The following is a 15,518-nucleotide window of genomic DNA, read 5'->3' on the forward strand; positions in this document are numbered from 1 at the left end:
GACAACCTTTAATATGGAGCGTCGTCAGGGCGAGGACTGCTCTGTCCTCAAGCCATTCACGCCAAATCGAGCCTTGATGGCAGGCAGATCATCATCCTTTTGGCCTGAGTTCGCGAATTCCTCGATGATCGGGCAGTCTGGCCTGTCATCTCCGTGGCAATGATTTGCAAGGTGTTTAAGCGTTTCGGTCATTGCCTGGATCGCGGCAGCTTTATGCTCCAGCTCAGCAATATGCTCAAGAGCGATGCTCTTTACGTCTGCGCTCGCGCGTGACCGGTCTCGCCACAGCGCGAGCAAGGTCTTCATCTGTTCAACCGAGAACCCGAGATCGCGTGCTCGGCGAACGAAGCGGAGCGTATGAATGTCGTTGTCAGTGTAGGTCCGGTAACTCGATTCTGTACGATGCGCAGGCGTGATCAGCTTGATCTGTTCGTAGTACCGGATCATTTTCGCCGAGACGCCGCTGGCTTTCGCTGCTTGTCCAATGTTCATCTCAAAGTCTCCTCAAGGCGCACCGGGATCGGGTGCGCGTGTTGTCAGTTTGCGCGGAAACGGCGCAGGCGAAGCGCGTTCCCAAGCACGAAGACACTCGACATCGCCATCGCACCGGCCGCAAAGATCGGTGAGAGCAGGGTGCCGTTGATTGGGTACAGGGCACCGGCTGCCACGGGCACCAGGCTGACGTTGTAGGCGAAGGCCCAGAACAAGTTTTGTTTAATGTTCCTGAGCGTCGCCCGGCTGAGTGCAATGGCACGAGCCACACCTGTCAAATCGCCGGACATCAGCACAACATCCGCACTTTCGATGGCGATGTCGGTACCCGTACCGACTGCCAGGCCGACATCGGCTTCAGAGAGAGCCGGGGCATCGTTGATGCCATCGCCGATGAATGCAACCTTCCGGCCGTCTTTGCGAAGATGTTTAACGGCCTCGACTTTGCCGCCCGGAAGAACCTCCGCGACAACGTGATCAATACCCAATTGCGCGGCAATTGCCTCTGCCGTGCGGCGATTGTCACCGGTAATCATCGCAATCTTCAGGCCTTGGGCGTGCAGTGCTTGGATTGCGGCTGGCGTCGTTTCTTTTATCGGATCGGACACCGCAATGATGGCTGCCAGCTGTCCGTCGACAGCTGCATAAAGGGGCGACTTTCCTTCGCGACCGAGATCGCTCGCGAGGCTGGCGAAGGCTATGACGTCAATGCCTTCGCGGGCCAGTGCTCGGTCAGCGCCGACGAGAATTTTACGCCCGGCAACGCTACCGCTCACGCCGAAGCCCGGCGATGCCTGGAAACCAGAGACTTCCAGGCTCGGAAGCGCACTAGCCTTTCCTGCGGCAACAATCGCTTCCGCAATCGGGTGCTCCGAGAGGGTTTCAAGGCTGGCGACCCAAGAGAGGACATCATCACGGCTATAGCCTGACGACACCTGGAAGTCGGTGAGTTCGGGCTTGCCCTTGGTCAGTGTGCCGGTCTTGTCGACCGCGATGATCTGTGTATCCCGAAGACTCTGCAAAGCTTCGCCCTTGCGGAACAGGATACCAAGCTCTGCGGCTCGCCCGGTACCGACCATGATCGAGGTTGGCGTTGCGAGGCCCATGGCGCAGGGGCAGGCAATGATCAGGACCGCGACTGCATTGACCAGCGCAAAGCTCAAAGCCGGTGAAGGGCCAAAGAGCATCCAAGCGCCGAAGGTCAGGAGAGCCGCAACGATCACAGCAGGTACAAACCAGCCGGTGACCTTGTCAACCAGGGCCTGGATCGGCAGTTTTGAGCCTTGCGCTGTCTCGACCATCTTGATGATCTGCGCGAGCAGAGTGTTGCTACCGACTTTCGTTGCGCGGAACGTAAAGGAACCGGTCTTGTTGATGGTGCCGCCGACAATTTCGCTGTCGACCGACTTAAGGACCGCTACTGGCTCACCCGTGATCATGGCTTCGTCGACGTAGGACTTGCCTGACACCAGGGTGCCATCGACCGGTACTTTTTCGCCCGGACGAATTCGAATGACGTCGCCGACGACCACGTCGCTGATCTGTATTTCCACGAATTCACCGCCATGATCAACAAAGGCAGTCTTGGCCTGAAGACCGAGTAACCTCTTAATTGCCTGGCTGGTTTTGCCTTTCGCCCGAGCCTCAAGGTACCGACCCAGGAGGATCAGCGTGATGATGACAGCTGCTGCCTCATAATAGACATTGACGGTACCGGTGGGCAGGGCGCTCGGAAGAAAGGTGGCGACGACCGAATAGGACCACGCCGCCGTTGTCCCGAGAACCACGAGAGAATTCATATCAGGTGTCCAACGCAGTAGGTTTGGTACACCTTTGCGGAAGAAACGAAGCCCCGGGCCAAAGAGGACAATGGTTGCCAGCGCGAACTGGGCGTAAAGGCTCTCGCGCATTCCGACTGTATCCATGATGAATTCATGGACCCCGGGAATGAAGTGCGACCCCATTTCGGCGACGAACAACGGCAGCGTTAAAGCAGCGGCGAGAAGGACCTGTGTGCCGAGCGACCGAATTTCGGCTTCCCGTCGATCTTCTTGGTCGTCGGTTGCAACGTTGACGGCGGCTTTAGCCTGATAGCCTGCGATTTGGATCGCGGCGGACAATGCCTCTGGCGTGGTCGTGCCAGAAACGTAACGGACCCTCGCTTTCTCCGTCGCAAGATTGACGTTGGCTTCCGTAACGCCTGGAACCGCCTTGAGCGCACGCTCCACGCGCGACACGCATGATGCGCAAGTCATACCCCCGACATTAAATTCCTGTGTTTCGAATTTCGCCTCATACCCAGCACCCTCGATGGCGTGCAGGACCGCAGCCGTATCGACCGCGTCCTTGAAAGTTACCGTTGCTCGCTCTGTCGCGAGGTTGACTGAGGCGGCATTGACGCCGGGAACAGACTTGATGGCTTTCTCGACCCGGACGACACACGACGCACAGGACATTCCTTCGATCCCGAACTCGGTCGGGATCGGCAGCGCGGCCGATTTTTCGATCTGAGATATGGCAGTCATGGGACGATCCCTTATTGAACTGCACACATAAGTAATCCTTCCCATAATGGGAAGGTCAAGAGGGTATTTTCCGCTGTAGTTTCAAGGCGAGTTTTGATGAGACGCTGGGACTGAAGCGGCGCTTGATATAGCGTCCGCCTACGATGGCTCACCAAACCGGCTTGACCCAGATCAAAGCCGATAAAGAAAATGTGACTACTGTTGCCCCGCGTCCATAATAGGATGGTGGCATGTGGACAAATTGGAACGGGACTTGGACACGATTGCTTGCGATGGCCATACTGGCCGTCGCGATGGCGTTCGCGTCGTTCTCGACGTCACATGCTTTTCCGATCTGCGACGATCTTTCGAACATTCATCAAGCCTTGTCGATCAGCCATGACGACATGGAGGGTACTCACAAGCACCCGACTTCACCACGGTTGGCTGCTGGCTTGTGCTGCGTCTCGATTTGTTCGACCTGTGCCGCGAACTCCCTCCCATCCCAATCCGTCGCTCGACTGGATTTCCGGTCGGTGAGGTATGATGTGAAATCGATCATATTGGCCGGTGTGTCCGTTCCACCTGCGCTAGATCCGCCTCGTTTTTCAGTCTGATGTTTCCTCGCTGGCGCTTCGCGCCTGACAACATTTGATCGGCTCCGAGCCGACTTAGAAACCGGACTAAACACATGTATCGTCGTGAATTCCTGAACCGAGTTATGACCGGAGCCGCCACATTTGGTGCGCTTGCCGCAATCAATCCTAAACTAGCGCGAGCAGCAGCGGTTACCTCTGCCCACTTCGCTGGCTCCCCTCAAAAACTCAACATCGTGAAAAGAACGATTGAGGTGAACGGCAAGGCGGCAAGCGTCCTTGGGCTGACACGCACCGATGGCTCGCCTGGTCTCATCCTCGATGCGGATAGCCCCTTCAATGTCGAGTTGACGAGCCAAATCGACGCGCCGACTCTCATCCATTGGCATGGGCTGACACCGCCCTGGGAAATGGATGGTGTTCCTGAGAACCCGGCTGCGCCAATCAAGCCCGGCGAAGCTCGCCGCTACAATTTTAATCTCGGGATGGGCGGAACGCATTGGATGCACGCCCATACGCTGCAAGAGCAAAGCCTCCTTGCCGCTCCGCTCATAATCCACACCGCCAAGGACAAGAAGCGCGATGAGCAGGAGGTTGTCGTTCTCCTGCATGACTTCTCTTTCAAGTCGCCAGAGGAGTTGCTTTCTGGCTTGAAAACCGCTGATGGCGGAGGAATGGCTGGCCATGACATGGGCGGCACGATGAACATGGAGATGGGGGCCGACTCCATGAAAATGGACATGGGCAGCATGTCGATGGGCAAGATGGACATCAATGACATCGAGTATGATGCCTACCTCGCCAATGACCGTACGCTTTATGATCCCGCCGTCTTCCAGGTTGGAAAAGGAGGGCGGGTTCGTATTCGCCTGATCAACGGCGCGACTGCAACGGCCTTCACAATTGATACGGGTGATCTCCTGGCAAGGCTTATTGCCGTAGACGGGCAGGACGTCGAGACAATTGTCGGCAGGCAGTTTCCAGTATCGATGGGGCAGCGTCTTGATCTAGTCGTTGAGGTCCCGAGGGAGGGCGGCAGCTTTCCAATTCTAGCGCTCCGTGAGGGGGCTCCTCAGCGAACTGGCATTATCCTGGCGACGCCCGGGGCTGCCGTGTCCAAGATCGCAACGACAGGCAAGGGGGACGGTCCGATCTTGGGGCTTAAACTCGAACAGCGATTGCGGCCGTTGAGGTCGAGTGCCAATCGCCGCGCCGACAAATCTTACAATGTCAGGCTGTCCGGAGATATGGCCAAGTACGCCTGGGCCATCGAAGGTGATACTTTGAAGGTTTTCCAAGGCGAACGGATTGAGATTTCGATCAGCAACATGTCGATGATGTCCCACCCGATGCACCTGCACGGCCACCATTTCCAAGTGGTCGCGATCAACGGGCAAAAGATCAACGGCGCGTTGAGAGATACCGTGTTGCTGCCAATGATGTCGCAGGTCACCATCGCTTTCGACGCTAATAATCCAGGGCATTGGCCATTTCATTGTCATCACCTGTACCACATGGCGACCGGGATGATGACATACGTCGGGTACGAGGCCTGACGTCGGCGGATGCGCTCTTTCCACTCTGGGGCGCATCCGCTGCTTTCACGACAATTGGCCAATGAGCCGCTCTCGTGGGAGCTGGATCAATCTGAAGGGCGGGCGGTCGATGATAGTAGCGTTGCCGGTCGTCGGAGGCGAGGGTAAGGCCCATGCAAGGTCCGTGCTGAATTTTAACTCCACCACGGACGCACCCAATGGCAACGGCAATACGATTCCTATTTAGCATCGTCGTGATCGCGCTACTCGGCTTTGGCAGCGAGGGCGCATGCCGTTCAGCCCATGCCCAGGATTTGGAGACGTTCGGCTTTCAAGTGATAATGACAGCCCAAGCGGTTGATCACCAGAATGTCTCCGATACGGGACATGTCAGCCCAGCGGATTCTGATCACTGTGTTCAGTTTAAAATGTGGGTCGTGCCGCCGAGCCTGATATCTTCGAGTGCTGTTGAACCTGTGACGTACGCCGATGCGCTCACCATCGACCTCGGTGAAGTGTCGACATCAATCTATCGGCCGCCAATCGTATCCGCCTGATCTCTTTCAAAACGAAACGAGGCGATAATTCCGAGCGCTGCACGTTGAGGCCACTGCCAGCGTGCGCCTGAAGCTTCCGATGAAGCGTCGCTCGGTAGGGGCAGATTCAAATGAATATTGTTATCGGACTGATTATCACGTCAGGCTGCATTCTCGGCAGCTTCATGGCCATGGGTGGAGAAATCGAAGCCCTATTTCAACCGTTCGAACTCGTCATCATCGGAGGTGCCGGTATCGGCAGCTTCATCATGGCGAATCCAATGAAGATCGTGAAAGATTCACTCAAGGCGCTGGGCGAGGCGTTCAAACACAAAGTTCCGAAGGAGCGGGAATATCTCGATATTCTGGCGGTGCTCTATAGCCTGATGCGGGACCTGCGGACAAAATCGCGCAACGAAATCGAGGCGCATATCGATAACCCACAAGAGTCATTCATTTTCCAGGGTGCACCAACCGTCCTGAAGAATACGGCACTGACATCCTTCATCTGCGACTACATACGTCTCATCATCATTGGGAATGCGCGTTCTCACGAGATCGAAGCGCTGATGGACGAAGAGATCAGCAGCGTTCTGCACGACAAATTGAAGCCTTATCATGCACTGACGACAATGGGTGACGCGTTCCCTGCCATTGGCATCGTTGCGGCGGTGCTGGGGGTCATCAAAGCCATGGCGGCGATCAATGAACCGCCCGCCGTGCTCGGGCATTTAATTGGCTCGGCGCTTGTAGGGACATTCCTCGGAATCTTGATGTCCTATTGCGTCTGCAGCCCGTTGGTCCAACAGGTAAAGGCAGTTCGGACGAAGCAGCACCGGTTATACCTGATCGCAAAGCAGACACTGATCGCGTACATGAACGGTTCGGTGCCCCAGGTGGCGCTAGAATACGGACGCAAGACAATCTCGTCCTACGAGCGACCATCGATTGATGCAGTAGAACAGGAAATGATGAACGCCCCGAGCAAGGCAGCCTAGACCGTCGCGTGGAGCACCGCCTTATCCCCGGTGCTCCACCCATCCGTCAGATTTGCTTGAAACTTGAGGGGTAGCCCGCGTTCTCGATTGCCGCCTTGATGATCGCCGGATCAACTTTGGTCTCGACCTTGGCACTCTTCGCCGCAAGGTCGATGCTCGCGGATGCTGCTGGATCGGCGGCCTTGATCGCCTTTTCAACTGTACTGGCGCAGTGTCCGCAGGTCATATTCTGAATTTCGAATTCGTACATGGTGGTCTCCAATTGAATGTGACGTCACTTATGTGGGGCTTCCCACCATGGGAAGGTCAAGAGCTGCCGAACCGCAATTATTGAGACGTCTACGGCAATGATCTAGGCGACGTGGCGATTGCGCAGTTAGCGGTGGTGAAAATTCAAAGGTACCTGCGAGCGGGAATGAGCAAATCTTCGTGAGCATGCTTCCTTCGGCCAAAACGGCATGCCAATATAGGAGCCATGAAGTTCGTCGCCGCCTTTCAACGCCTGCTTTGCGTGTTCGCAATGCTCGGGGTCATTCTTGGCCCCGTAAGCATCAGTACGGCTGAAAGTGCGATGGCATCCTCGAGCGGTGTCGCGATGGCGGGCATGGACATGTCGTCTGTTCCTGACGAGGTAGCTTCGACGAACGGTGACATGCCGTGTTGCCCCAAGGCGAAATCGGTCACGCCGGGCTGTACAAAAGATTGTCCGCTCGCGCTCATTTGCTCATCGATGATCTTGGTCCATCCGCCTTACTCCGCCGGGATGCGCATTGCATTTCCGTGGACGTTGGCATTCCGGGTTCTTCACGGTGCGAGCCTTACCTCCGCCCTCGTTGAACCTCCCGCCCGACCTCCAAGGGCTTGATTACATCCAGCAAATTTAAACGCTGATCCTCCGTCACTCTACGGTTGTTCGGCAGATTTTGTTCACGGCGAGGCTTATCATGCCCGCCCGAAAAAAAGATGTAATCAAATGAAGAAGCTCAACGCTTTTGCGCGAGTGCTGCTCGCTGCCTCTATCCTTGCATCCGTCTCGTTTTCCAACGCTAATGCTGATCCGCAGAACTACGAATTTCAGCTCGTGTCTGCGGAAGTAAAGCAGGGCCCGACCGAGGTCGCCGTGCGCCTCGTCAACAAGCAATCTGGCGAGCCAGTCACTGACGCGGTCATTTTCACCACGCGGATGGACATGGCTCCGGAAGGCATGGAGATGATGACCACGCCGGTCGAGGAGCTGCCGACAACGCAGCCTGGCACCTATAAATTCAAGACCAATCTCAGCATGGAAGGTGGCTGGCGCTTCCAGCTCGCGGCCAAGGTTCAAGGCGAGGGCGAAACCGTCAAGGGTGAAGTCGTCGTAAAGGCCACACCGTGAAGACCGCAACATGGTTGCTCGCAGTCAGCTCCCTCGCCATCGTTGGCGGGGGAGGGTATCTGGCTGGCGTCAAAGGTATTGGTGCACGGAAGATCGAGATGCTGATCGGTGCGACAGTCGCCGAAGCCGAGACCCCGAAAAGCACTGGAACCGGCGCCATCATCTACTATCGCCATCCGGACGGTCTCGCCCAATATTCTGCCAAGCCCAAGAAAACAACGGACGGGCGCGAGTTCGTGTCCGTCCGCGAAAGTGAAGACATCAGCTTTACAGCCTCAGGCATCAAAACCGCTGAAACCGCCGACCAGCCGAAGACGCCCGCGTCAGGATCGGCCGCGACCGAACGCAAGGTCCTTTATTACCGCAACCCGATGGGTCTTCCGGACACATCCAAAGTGCCGAAGAAGGATTCCATGGGAATGGACTACATCCCGGTCTTTGAAGGAGATGAAGCTGATGCCTCTACGGTTAAGGTCTCGCTCGGCAAGCTGCAGCGGACAGGGGTCAAGACAGCTGCGGCCGAATTGGCAAGTATCTCTCGCAAAATCCAGGTACCCGGCACGGTCGCCTTGGACGAGCGGCTTATCAGCGTCATCTCGATGCGGACGGATGCCTTCATCGATGACGTGGCGAATGTGACCACGGGTGACCGTATCGGCAAGGGAGAGAACCTCTTCAACTTCTACTCCAAGGAGATCGCCACCGCCGGGGCTGAATTCGCTGCGGGCAGGGGCGATCTCCGCAACAGCGATGCCGGTTCCGCGCTTCGACTGAAAAACCTGGGTGTCCCGGACGAAGTGATCCGGAGTATCACCGAGAAGCGCCAGGTGCCAATGAGCATCGAATATACTTCCCCCCGCAATGGGGTCGTCCTCGAACGCATGGCGATAACCGGAATGATGGCGAAGCCGGGTGATCCGCTGTTTCGGATTGCGGATACGTCCCATGTCTGGGTCATCGCCGACGTGCCAGAATTCGATCTGGCTTCCATTCGAAAAGGAGGCCCGGTTGCCGTAACGGTTCGGAGCCTCCCAGGCAGGACCTTCGAAGGAACCGTCGATCTCATCTATCCAGAAATCCAGCAGGAGACCCGGACCACGAAAGTCAGGATCGAGCTTCCGAACCCGGACGGAATTCTGATGGCCAACATGTATGCCGATGTCGAGATCGAAGCTGGCGTACAGAAGCCCGTAGTCGCCGTGCCCAACAGTGCAGTCATCGATACCGGTGACCGGCAGGTCGTCTTCATCGACAAGGGCAATGGAAAATTCGAGCCAAAGGATGTCTCGCTCGGCATGCGCGGTGAGGAGCAGACCGAGATCACCAAAGGCATCGCAGCAGGCGATCGGGTGGTGGTAGCGGCCAACTTCCTGCTCGATGCTGAAAGCAACCTAAACTCGGCGCTGAGCGGCATGGCGACAGATGAGGTGAAGCCATGATCTCCCGCGTCATCTCCTGGTCCGCTCACAATCTCATTCTCATCTTCGTCGGCGCAGCGCTCGCCGTCGCAGGTGGCGTCTATGCCCTGCGGTCGCTTCCGCTCGACGCCATTCCCGATCTCTCCGACATCCAGGTCATCGTCTACACCGAATATCCCGGCCAAGCCCCGCAGGTGGTCGAGGACCAGGTGACCTATCCGCTGACGACGTCGATGCTGACGGTGCCGAAGTCGAAGGTCGTTCGCGGCTTCTCCTTCTTCGGCGTCTCCTTCGTCTACGTGATCTTCGAAGACGGCACCGACCCCTACTGGGCGAGAAGCCGGGTGTTGGAATATCTGAACGCGGCGTCGAGCCGCCTGCCTGAAGGCGTGACACCGACGCTCGGCCCAGATGCCACGGGTGTGGGCTGGGTCTATCAGTACGCTGTGGTTGCCAAGAACCTTACCCTTGCGGAACTACGCTCGCTCCAGGACTGGGTCGTGCGGTTCGGCGTTTCCAAGTCGGAGGGGGTCGCCGAAGTTGCCAGTGTTGGCGGCTTCGTGAAGCAGTATTCCATTGTCGTCGATCCCTCTCGGCTGAAGGCTCAGGGCATATCGCTTAACGACATTTCCAATGCGGTCCGGGCCAGCAACACGGACGTCGGTGGCCGAACCATCGAGCTTTCTGAGTTCGAGTTCATGGTGCGCGGACGCGGCTATCTCAAGGGCATCAGCGATATTGAGAACATCGTGCTCAAGACGCAGGGCGGCACGCCACTCAAGCTGGGCGACGTCGCCAAGGTGGAACTCGTTCCGGATGAACGAAGGGGAATTACCGAACTGAATGGCGAAGGCGAGGTCGCCAGTGGCATCGTCCTGCAGCGGTTCGGAGCCAATGCCCTGACCGTGATCGACAACGCCAAGAAGAGTTTGGCTTCAGTCCAAAGCAGCCTTCCGCCGGGAACTGAGGTCGTGCCGGTCTATGACCGGTCGACCTTGATCGAGTCCGCCATCGAGACGCTGAAGGGCACCTTGATCGAGGAGTCCATCGTCGTCGCGCTGGTAACGGTTGCCTTCCTTCTCCATGTTCGCAGCGCTCTCGTGGCGATCATCATGCTGCCTGTGGGCATCCTGATTGCCTTCATTGCCATGAAAATCCTCGGCATCGGCGCAAACATCATGAGCCTTGGCGGCATTGCTATTGCCATCGGGGCGATGATCGATGCGGCAATCGTCATGATCGAGAACGCCCACAAACATCTCGAACGGGCACCACCGGACAAGCCAAGGATCAAGATACTGGTCGACGCGGCCAGCGAAGTCGGGCCAGCGCTGTTCTTCAGTCTGCTGATCATCACAGTGTCGTTCCTGCCGATCTTCACGTTGGAGTCTCAGGAAGGACGGCTGTTCGGGCCACTCGCGTTCACTAAGACCTTCTCCATGGCAGCAGCCGCGTTCCTCTCGGTCACGCTTGTTCCTGCCTTGATGATCCTCTTCGTACGCGGCCGCATCGTTCCCGAGCATAAGAACCCGCTCAATCGCTTTTTGATCTGGATTTACCGGCCGGTCATCGCGGGCGTCCTTAAAATCAAGACGCTGACCATCCTGGCCGCCATCGCGATCCTGGCGGCAACGGCATGGCCGGTCCAGCACATCGGCAGCGAGTTCATGCCAAGCCTCGACGAGGGAACGCTGATGTATATGCCGACCACGTTGCCAGGCATATCAGTCACCAAGGCGGCCGAACTGATGCAAACGCAGGATCGCATCATCAAGTCGTTCCCCGAGGTCGAGAGCGTGTTCGGGAAGGCAGGTCGTGCGTTAACCGCCACCGACCCGGCTCCGACGGAGATGTTTGAGACGATCATCACTCTCAAGCCGAAGTCGCAGTGGCGGCCAGGTGTGACGACCGACAGCCTGAAGCAGGAGATGGACGCCGCTCTGCAGTTTCCCGGGGTATCAAATGCCTGGACCATGCCGATACGCGCCCGCATCGACATGCTGTCGACCGGGATCAGGACGCCTGTAGGTGTCAAAGTCTACGGCACCGATCTTGGCGAGATGGAAAAGGTCGCTCGCCAGATCGAAAGCGTGCTCAAGACTATCCCCGGCACCTCCAGCGCCTACGCTGAGCGGGTCATCGGCGGCTATTATCTCGACATCGTTCCGAACCGGGCAGCTCTTGGCCGCTACGGCTTGACGGTCAACGATGTTCAGGACGTCATCAGTATGGCGCTCGGCTCTGAGGTCGTAACCTCGACTGTCGAGGGGCGCGAGCGCTACGGGGTCGCCATCCGATACCCACGGGCCTACCGAAGTGATCCTCAATCCATAGCCAGGGACGTGCAGGTTTCGCTGCCGGGCGGCGGGTCAGTGCCTCTTGGAGAGATCGCCGATGTCAAGCTCGCACGCGGAGCCACCGCGATCCGCACGGAGAACGGTCAGCTTGCCGTCTACATCTTCGTCGATATCGCCAATCGCGACTTGGGTGGGTACGTGGCCGAAGCGCAGGAGGCGGTCGCACAGAGCGTGAAGATGCCAGCAGGCTATTCCGTCGCCTGGAGCGGGCAGTTCGAGTACCTCGAACGTGCGAAAGCACGTCTGATGATCGTCGTGCCGTTGACCTTGGCGCTGATCTTCCTGCTGCTCTACCTGAATTTCAAGGCGCTGACGGAGACGATGATCGTCATGCTGTCCCTGCCATTCGCACTGGTCGGCGGCATCTGGCTGATGTGGTGGCTCGGTTTCAATGCCTCCGTGGCTGTTGCCGTCGGCTTCATTGCCCTAGCGGGCGTCGCGGCCGAAACGGGCGTGATCATGTTGATCTATCTCGACCAGGCCTTGAAGGAGCGACGCTCAATTTGCGCGACGGAAGGGCGGGGCTTCACGAGAGCGGACCTTCACCAGTCAATCATGGTCGGGGCGGTCGAACGCGTCCGGCCGAAGATGATGACGGTCGTCGCCATTATGGCGGGGCTTGTGCCAATCCTCTGGAGCACTGGGACCGGATCGGAAATCATGCAGCGCATCGCCGTGCCGATGATCGGCGGAATGATCTCCTCGACGCTTCTCACCCTGGTGGTGATCCCGGCGATCTACGGGTTGGTAAAGGGCTGTCGGTTGCCTTCCAGGGCAGATGCTCCATTGGCCGACGTTAAGCCTGGCTCGGATGCTCTGAGCGAAGCGGCCGAATGAAGGAGGATGCCATGATGAACTACATGATGGGCAGCATGGTGTAGGCAATGGGCCTTGCGGTGCTTATTGGGACCGCAGTCATCGTTCTGGTGATCGCGGCGCTCGTAAATTCTTCCGCTGATGTGAATGTCTGGGCTGTGGGCGGTCTATCTCCGAAACGTGCTTTGACTGCCCGCAGCCCAGCTCCGAAAATGCCACTATGGCAAGAGAAGCCCGGGATGATGGTCGCCATAGCTCTGCTTCCGTCTCCGGATATCATCTGTAAGGACAATCAAAATGAAAAGAAGACAGTTCCTTTGTTCCGTCGCGGCCGTTGGATCGATTTCGTTGATCGGAGTAGCGCGGGCAGCCGGTGAAAGCATGATCGTGTACAAGGACCCGAACTGCGGCTGTTGCGAGGCCTGGGCAAACGCGATGACCAGGGCGGGCTTCAATGTCACGGTGAAACATGATGACGACCTGACTGCGATCAAGGCGAAATACAAGATTCCTGCGGAAATGGAGGGCTGCCATACCGCCGTTTCCGGCCCCTATTTCTTCGAGGGCCACGTTCCATTGGAGGCGGTTGAAACAGTCATGAGCAAGCGGCCGGATATTGCGGGCTTGGCAGTGCCGGGGATGCCAGCAGGATCGCTTGGGATGGGCAACGATCCGCAAGCGTCGTACGACGTCTACAGCATTCCCAAGGATGGTGGAAAGCCGAGTGTGATTCTGAGGGTTCGGCCGACGTAGGCTAAGGGTTCGGCTGACGTAGGCTAAGTCAGGAGGGCATGAATCGTGATGACTGCAAGGAAAGCGACAGCGACAGCCAAAGCGATGAGCCTGACCTTGCGGTTGGCTTGTTGAAGCACAGGGGGTCGCACACCCCATTTCGGGCGAAGGCGATGCCCCCGGACGAGGGTAATATTGGAACGGGCCTGCTTTTTTCTCCCAGACGTCTCGACCTCCCTGGAGAAAATGTCGGCTGCGATAGCGAAACAGCCGACATCGCATCCTGAGCCCTAAAGGGCCTTCAGATTCTCAGCAGATGATTTCCCTGTTCGCCGATCTTGAACAATGTCGTAGCTCACCTTCTGGCCTTCCAGCAGTCCGGAGAGGCCCGAGCGCTGAACAGCCGAAATATGGACGAACGCGTCGGTCGATCCATCATCTGGCTGAATGAAGCCGAAGCCTTTGTCCTGATTGAACCACTTTACTGTACCCGTGGGCAAATCTGATCCTCCCGTTTTGAAACCCAGAACGCACCATGGAAAACCGCGTGCTTCTTGGCAAGGGATCAGTGGCAAAGGCAAAGCACACGTAACGTCACCTGAGTGAACACAAACGCCGCCGGAGGGCTTGCTCGTTGACCGAACGGACGAATTTCATCATGATGCAGGTGGTGAAACACGGGATTCCCGTAAGCAAAATGAGCCAATGCGCCTACTGATCAACGTCTTCGTCGCGACGATAATGCTGCTGGGGTCGCTTGCCGCGCCCTGCATCGCCGCGCCGGTTCATGATCATGCCGGTCAGGTTTCCATTGGCGCCCCTTCGACTTCCGGGGGACACCATCGCGGTGACGGCCGATCTCGTTCGGAATCGCACTGTCAGCAGGATGGCATCGTGGCGCAGGCCCCTGAACCTCTTCGTATCCGACCCACCGTCACATTGTTTGGCATTACCGCTTCCGTCGTGATCACAGGCATTCTGGAGCCTGTCGAACAACGTCCCCCCATCGCTTCCGTCTGAGTTTTCTTCGTCAGAAATTCTAGACCAAAGGGAAGGGCATGACTTTGCGCATGTCTACATTTGCAAACCACGACAGTGGTTTGTCGTCATTGTCTAATATGTTGAATCAAATAGCCAGGAGCTGGCAATCGCTCCGCTGGGTGGTGTTTGCCGTGGTCGCGGTCGTCCTGAGCGGCTGTGTACAGTCGCTCGACGATCTCGGCGTGGCTTCTCACGATATCCCGCCGAAGCTGCTAGCCAGCATGCAGGCCAAAGGAATGAAACCGGACTCTCCGCTCCTCGTGCGTATCTTCAAAATGGAAAGCGAATTGGAGGTCTGGAAAGTCGACAGCAGCGGCAAATACGCGTTGCTCAAGACTTATCCGATGTGTCGTTGGTCTGGCAAACTGGGTCCGAAAACGAAGGCCGGGGACCGACAGGCACCCGAGGGCTTCTACCGCGTTTCCATAGGTGGTCTGAACCCGAAATCGCAATTCTATCTCTCCTTCAATCTGGGCTATCCGAACCGTTTGGAAGCCGCCTTGGGCTATAGCGGCGAAGCCCTGATGGTGCATGGCGCGTGTTCATCCTCGGGATGCTTTGCTTTGACCGACCAGGGCGTCGGTGAAATCTACGCTGTCGTCGAGAAGGCGCTGAGAGGCGGGCAGGGCGCGTTCCAGGTGCAAGCCTATCCATTTCACATGACACCGCGGAACCTTGCCGCGCATCGTGATGACCCGAACTTTGCCTTCTGGAAGAACCTCAAGGAAGGCTACGATATTTTTCAGGTTCGGCGACGCGAGCCCAGGGTTGCCGCCTGCGGCAGGAAGTACGTCTTCGACGCCGAATTCAAGGACGGCGATCCCGACGATCCGCTGGCTGCATGTCCGGAGCGCGTCGACCAATCTGATCCTGCGGTCATAGCCAAATCATCTGCTGACGAAAAGAAATACCAGGAGCTGGCGGCCAAAGATTTCCCGCCGCTGGCCTATCAGGATGGCGGAATGCATCCGAGCTTTCGTGCGCTGCTCAAGGAAAACGGCGATGTTCAGCTCGCGGAGAAGGTCTCTGTCATCAAGTATCCGATCAGTCGTCCGGCTTCGGCGTTGGCTGATCCGTTCGACGGAAAGGAATAACGAAGTTTGTCGGGGCGTGGGTTG

Annotated in this window: 13 protein-coding genes; 9 read left to right on the plus strand and 4 right to left on the minus strand. The window is 57.4% G+C overall.

Going from position 1 to position 15,518, the window contains the following annotated elements; translation table 11 throughout:
- Positions 1-24: 24 nt before the first annotated feature.
- Positions 25-492, minus strand: a complete 468-nt coding sequence (cueR, locus tag K9B32_RS12685; RefSeq protein WP_224562496.1) for a Cu(I)-responsive transcriptional regulator — start codon at positions 490-492, stop codon at positions 25-27.
- Positions 493-536: 44 nt separating this feature from the next.
- A complete protein-coding gene (locus K9B32_RS12690) occupies positions 537-3,017 on the minus strand; it encodes a heavy metal translocating P-type ATPase (RefSeq protein WP_224562498.1) in 2,481 nt (826 codons plus the stop codon).
- Positions 3,018-3,687: 670 nt separating this feature from the next.
- Between K9B32_RS12690 and K9B32_RS12695 the strand changes: the two genes are divergently transcribed.
- From K9B32_RS12695 to motA, 3 genes are all read left to right on the plus strand, one after another.
- Complete coding sequence (locus tag K9B32_RS12695) at positions 3,688-5,148, plus strand: multicopper oxidase family protein (protein WP_224562500.1); 1,461 nt, start codon at positions 3,688-3,690, stop codon at positions 5,146-5,148.
- A 197-nt stretch (positions 5,149-5,345) separates the two neighbouring features.
- Positions 5,346-5,684 (plus strand): hypothetical protein, encoded by a 339-nt coding sequence (locus tag K9B32_RS12700; RefSeq protein ID WP_224562511.1) that lies wholly within the window; start codon positions 5,346-5,348, stop codon positions 5,682-5,684.
- Between the two features lie 110 nt (positions 5,685-5,794).
- Positions 5,795-6,661 (plus strand): flagellar motor stator protein MotA, encoded by an 867-nt coding sequence (gene motA, locus K9B32_RS12705; RefSeq protein ID WP_224562513.1) that lies wholly within the window; start codon positions 5,795-5,797, stop codon positions 6,659-6,661.
- Positions 6,662-6,707: 46 nt separating this feature from the next.
- Here motA and K9B32_RS12710 read toward each other — a convergent pair whose 3' ends face one another.
- On the minus strand, positions 6,708-6,911 hold the full coding sequence (locus K9B32_RS12710; protein ID WP_224562515.1) for a heavy-metal-associated domain-containing protein: 204 nt from the start codon (positions 6,909-6,911) through the stop codon (positions 6,708-6,710).
- A 723-nt stretch (positions 6,912-7,634) separates the two neighbouring features.
- Here K9B32_RS12710 and K9B32_RS12715 point away from each other — a divergent pair.
- The 4 genes from K9B32_RS12715 to K9B32_RS12730 all read left to right on the plus strand — a co-directional run bounded on the left by K9B32_RS12715 (position 7,635) and on the right by K9B32_RS12730 (position 13,380).
- Entirely contained in the window at positions 7,635-8,036 is a 402-nt protein-coding gene (locus K9B32_RS12715; RefSeq protein WP_224562517.1) for a FixH family protein, read from the plus strand.
- Complete coding sequence (locus K9B32_RS12720; RefSeq protein ID WP_224562519.1) at positions 8,033-9,475, plus strand: efflux RND transporter periplasmic adaptor subunit; 1,443 nt, start codon at positions 8,033-8,035, stop codon at positions 9,473-9,475. Before K9B32_RS12715 ends, K9B32_RS12720 begins: the two co-directional genes overlap by 4 nt.
- Positions 9,472-12,648: an efflux RND transporter permease subunit gene (locus K9B32_RS12725; protein WP_224562521.1), complete on the plus strand. Its 3,177-nt coding sequence runs from the start codon at positions 9,472-9,474 to the stop codon at positions 12,646-12,648. Before K9B32_RS12720 ends, K9B32_RS12725 begins: the two co-directional genes overlap by 4 nt.
- 276 nt (positions 12,649-12,924) lie before the next feature.
- A complete protein-coding gene (locus K9B32_RS12730) occupies positions 12,925-13,380 on the plus strand; it encodes a DUF411 domain-containing protein (protein WP_224562523.1) in 456 nt (151 codons plus the stop codon).
- Between the two features lie 269 nt (positions 13,381-13,649).
- Here K9B32_RS12730 and K9B32_RS12735 read toward each other — a convergent pair whose 3' ends face one another.
- Complete coding sequence (locus K9B32_RS12735) at positions 13,650-13,859, minus strand: cold-shock protein (RefSeq protein WP_224562540.1); 210 nt, start codon at positions 13,857-13,859, stop codon at positions 13,650-13,652.
- A gap of 205 nt (positions 13,860-14,064) precedes the next feature.
- Between K9B32_RS12735 and K9B32_RS12740 the strand changes: the two genes are divergently transcribed.
- Together K9B32_RS12740 and K9B32_RS12745 are read left to right on the plus strand one after the other, a co-directional pair.
- Positions 14,065-14,379, plus strand: a complete 315-nt coding sequence (locus tag K9B32_RS12740) for a hypothetical protein (protein WP_224562543.1) — start codon at positions 14,065-14,067, stop codon at positions 14,377-14,379.
- Positions 14,380-14,477: 98 nt separating this feature from the next.
- Positions 14,478-15,494: a hypothetical protein gene (locus K9B32_RS12745; RefSeq protein WP_411969706.1), complete on the plus strand. Its 1,017-nt coding sequence runs from the start codon at positions 14,478-14,480 to the stop codon at positions 15,492-15,494.
- Positions 15,495-15,518 lie beyond the last annotated feature (24 nt).

It is taken from the genome of Rhizobium sp. 3T7 (assembly GCF_020166565.1).
Lineage (GTDB): Bacteria > Pseudomonadota > Alphaproteobacteria > Rhizobiales > Rhizobiaceae > Rhizobium.

What these genes read in the sequence shown, in the direction of transcription:
- K9B32_RS12710 (WP_224562515.1), bottom strand. Translation starts at nt 6,911, where the DNA reads ATGTACGAATTCGAAATTCAGAATATGACCTGCGGACACTGCGCCAGT.
- K9B32_RS12725 (WP_224562521.1), top strand. Translation starts at nt 9,472, where the DNA reads ATGATCTCCCGCGTCATCTCCTGGTCCGCTCACAATCTCATTCTCATC.
- K9B32_RS12740 (WP_224562543.1), top strand. Translation starts at nt 14,065, where the DNA reads ATGCGCCTACTGATCAACGTCTTCGTCGCGACGATAATGCTGCTGGGG.
- K9B32_RS12730 (WP_224562523.1), top strand. Translation starts at nt 12,925, where the DNA reads ATGAAAAGAAGACAGTTCCTTTGTTCCGTCGCGGCCGTTGGATCGATT.
- K9B32_RS12690 (WP_224562498.1), bottom strand. Translation starts at nt 3,017, where the DNA reads ATGACTGCCATATCTCAGATCGAAAAATCGGCCGCGCTGCCGATCCCG.
- cueR (WP_224562496.1), bottom strand. Translation starts at nt 492, where the DNA reads ATGAACATTGGACAAGCAGCGAAAGCCAGCGGCGTCTCGGCGAAAATG.
- motA (WP_224562513.1), top strand. Translation starts at nt 5,795, where the DNA reads ATGAATATTGTTATCGGACTGATTATCACGTCAGGCTGCATTCTCGGC.
- K9B32_RS12745 (WP_411969706.1), top strand. Translation starts at nt 14,478, where the DNA reads ATGTTGAATCAAATAGCCAGGAGCTGGCAATCGCTCCGCTGGGTGGTG.
- K9B32_RS12700 (WP_224562511.1), top strand. Translation starts at nt 5,346, where the DNA reads ATGGCAACGGCAATACGATTCCTATTTAGCATCGTCGTGATCGCGCTA.
- K9B32_RS12695 (WP_224562500.1), top strand. Translation starts at nt 3,688, where the DNA reads ATGTATCGTCGTGAATTCCTGAACCGAGTTATGACCGGAGCCGCCACA.
- K9B32_RS12715 (WP_224562517.1), top strand. Translation starts at nt 7,635, where the DNA reads ATGAAGAAGCTCAACGCTTTTGCGCGAGTGCTGCTCGCTGCCTCTATC.